This window comes from Synechococcus sp. R55.8 (assembly GCF_047461895.1).
Classification (GTDB): Bacteria; Cyanobacteriota; Cyanobacteriia; order Thermostichales; family Thermostichaceae; genus Thermostichus.
In genome coordinates this window covers 1-2,012 of sequence record NZ_JANSIB010000168.1, presented here as the reverse complement: position 1 = coordinate 2,012, position 2,012 = coordinate 1, and the positions used below count along the sequence as shown (strand labels likewise).

General features: G+C 58.8%; 2 protein-coding genes. Both read right to left on the bottom strand.

The genetic code is table 11. The features are described 5' to 3' along the window. A partial coding sequence (cas1, locus tag NW829_RS12150; RefSeq protein WP_414417187.1) for a CRISPR-associated endonuclease Cas1 occupies positions 1–457 on the bottom strand: 457 nt, incomplete at its 3' end. Beyond that, positions 454–1,875 carry a TIGR03985 family CRISPR-associated protein gene (locus tag NW829_RS12145; RefSeq protein WP_414417186.1) on the bottom strand — a complete coding sequence of 474 codons (1,422 nt, stop codon included), beginning with the start codon at positions 1,873–1,875 and terminating at the stop codon, positions 454–456. The genes NW829_RS12145 and cas1, both read right to left, overlap by 4 nt. Positions 1,876–2,012: the final 137 nt, after the last annotated feature.

Genomic DNA, 2,012 nt, shown 5'->3' with positions numbered 1-2,012 from the left:
AGCGATCCAACTGTTGCAGGTAGGCGGCGATAACATCAATACCCTCCTGTAAGGGGGCAATTTGGCCGCGGGTAGCCCGGTTGTGCAGTTGTAGAATTGCCCGTTGGTTGCGAATCTTGCCGCGCACAATCACCTTGGCCCACCTCAGCCCCCAGGGGGAGTAGGCCCGCTGATACTGGGCCAGACGGATCTCAGAGTTGGTGGAGAAGGATCCCTGCAGGCGACCGCGAAAACCGCCATCCGCACGCAAAAAAATGGTTTCGATGCCTCGATCCAGCAGTTGGGCCAAAGCTGCGCTGGTCAATTGGATCCCGGGCAACACCACCACCAGCTCCACCTCCGCAAGGCGGCAAAGCTGCTCTTGACCACGGCGGCGAATGAGCAGGGTTTGGTTTTGGCAGTGAACCACAGTCCCCGGCTCGGTTAGGTAGAGGGTGGTCATGGGCAGGAAGGTCAAGAAAGCTTCAGGTCGGGGCGATAAAACTGCAGCTCTGCCTGGGCTTCCCGAGCCATCTGTTCCCGGTAGGCCAGGGGAGCGATCACCTCGCCGTTGGGCCGCCAATCCCGCAGGCGCATGGTGAAATTGGTATCTCCCACCCGTACCCAGGCGCGGAAGTACCGGTCGCTGGCCGGTCTTTGCCGGACAATGTTCAAAATCTGTTCGCGCTCCCGCGCATCCGCCACTGCCTGCTGCACCAAAGCCGGGATCCGCTCGTAGGCAATGGGCTGGAAGGTGGGATGTCGCACTGTGCTTTCCACATAGCGACGGGCAAACTCCGGGGAAAATCGAAGGATCAACAAAGCCTTGGGCAAGTAAAAATCGGATCCCCAGGCTTCTTCCCATGCTGCTTGGACTTCCTCTGGGCTGGGCAGCTTCTTTTGCCGTTTGCGGGTTGCCAGCTCTGGCGGAATGGAAGGAGCGTCCCAGGGAATCACCGCCAGGCGCTTAGACTGGATCCGATCCAGCCGAAAATTGTGCCAGCCCAGGGATCCCTCGGGGGTGGGGAGCTGGCCAAAGGCTGCCAGATACTTGGCGCGGCGGGCATAAAACAGGCAGACCGGATAGGTGAGAATACGCCGGATCCCATGTTGGCGGGTGGCGTAGTCAAAACCGATCACCCCCGCTTCTGGGTTGGCCCAAAGGGCTTCTAGCTGGCTTTGATATTCATCCACCCGTTCTTGCTGTTCGTCTGAGAGGATGTACTCAAACCACACAAACAGCCGCCGCTGCGAGTGCTGATCGCGCCAGCGGGACGGAGTCCTTTGGTTGGCCCAGATTTCATCCAGCAAAACCTGCACATCTGGATGTACAAAGGCCACATCGCTGAGGATGTGATAGATCTGTTCCAGTTGATGGCCCGATAAGGTCAAAGCCGATGAAGATACGGGCAGTTGGGGACGATCCCCCGGCGCACGGCAGCGAAAATTATCTCTCCGCCTAGAGTTGGCCTGAATTTGTTGCAGCCAACCCTGGGCGGCCAGGTAGTCCAGCTCTTTGCGCAGGGTGCGGTGGGTCTTGTGAAAGGGTTGAGCAGATAGCAGCGCTTCCAGATCCGGAACTTCTGCTTTTAAGGCGGCCAATAGGTTGGGATCCTTCAGCCAAAACCTCAAGGGTTTCCAGCAAATGCAGTCAACATCAGGACAGGGTGAAGGGATCCCTTGTGCCAGATCCTGCTTGGGGTGCCGTGGTGAGAGCAAGCGATCCCGGATGTGGGTGTAGCCAAAGGTTTCCGGCAGGTCTGGCCAGCGGTTTTCGCCATAGAGGCAGTGGAGCAGTACCCACAGGCGCACGGCCCGCTCCAGGCGCTCGGCCAACTGACCGCCCGCTAACCAACGCAACACTTCCACCGTCAAAGGCAGCTCAAATCCGCTCATCCGACAGTTCCCTCGGTTCTTAGGTCAACCAGTTGATGGCACTCCAGGCCAGGGGTTTTCTTGGAGCAAGGCGCAAGTGAGAGCGTAAACTACCCGGCTCCGACCGCTAAGCGGTACGGAGCGGGCTTTCAGTAGCC

Excerpts from the sequence above, each read along its gene's own strand:
- NW829_RS12145 (WP_414417186.1), bottom strand. The coding sequence starts at position 1,875 with ATGAGCGGATTTGAGCTGCCTTTGACGGTGGAAGTGTTGCGTTGGTTA.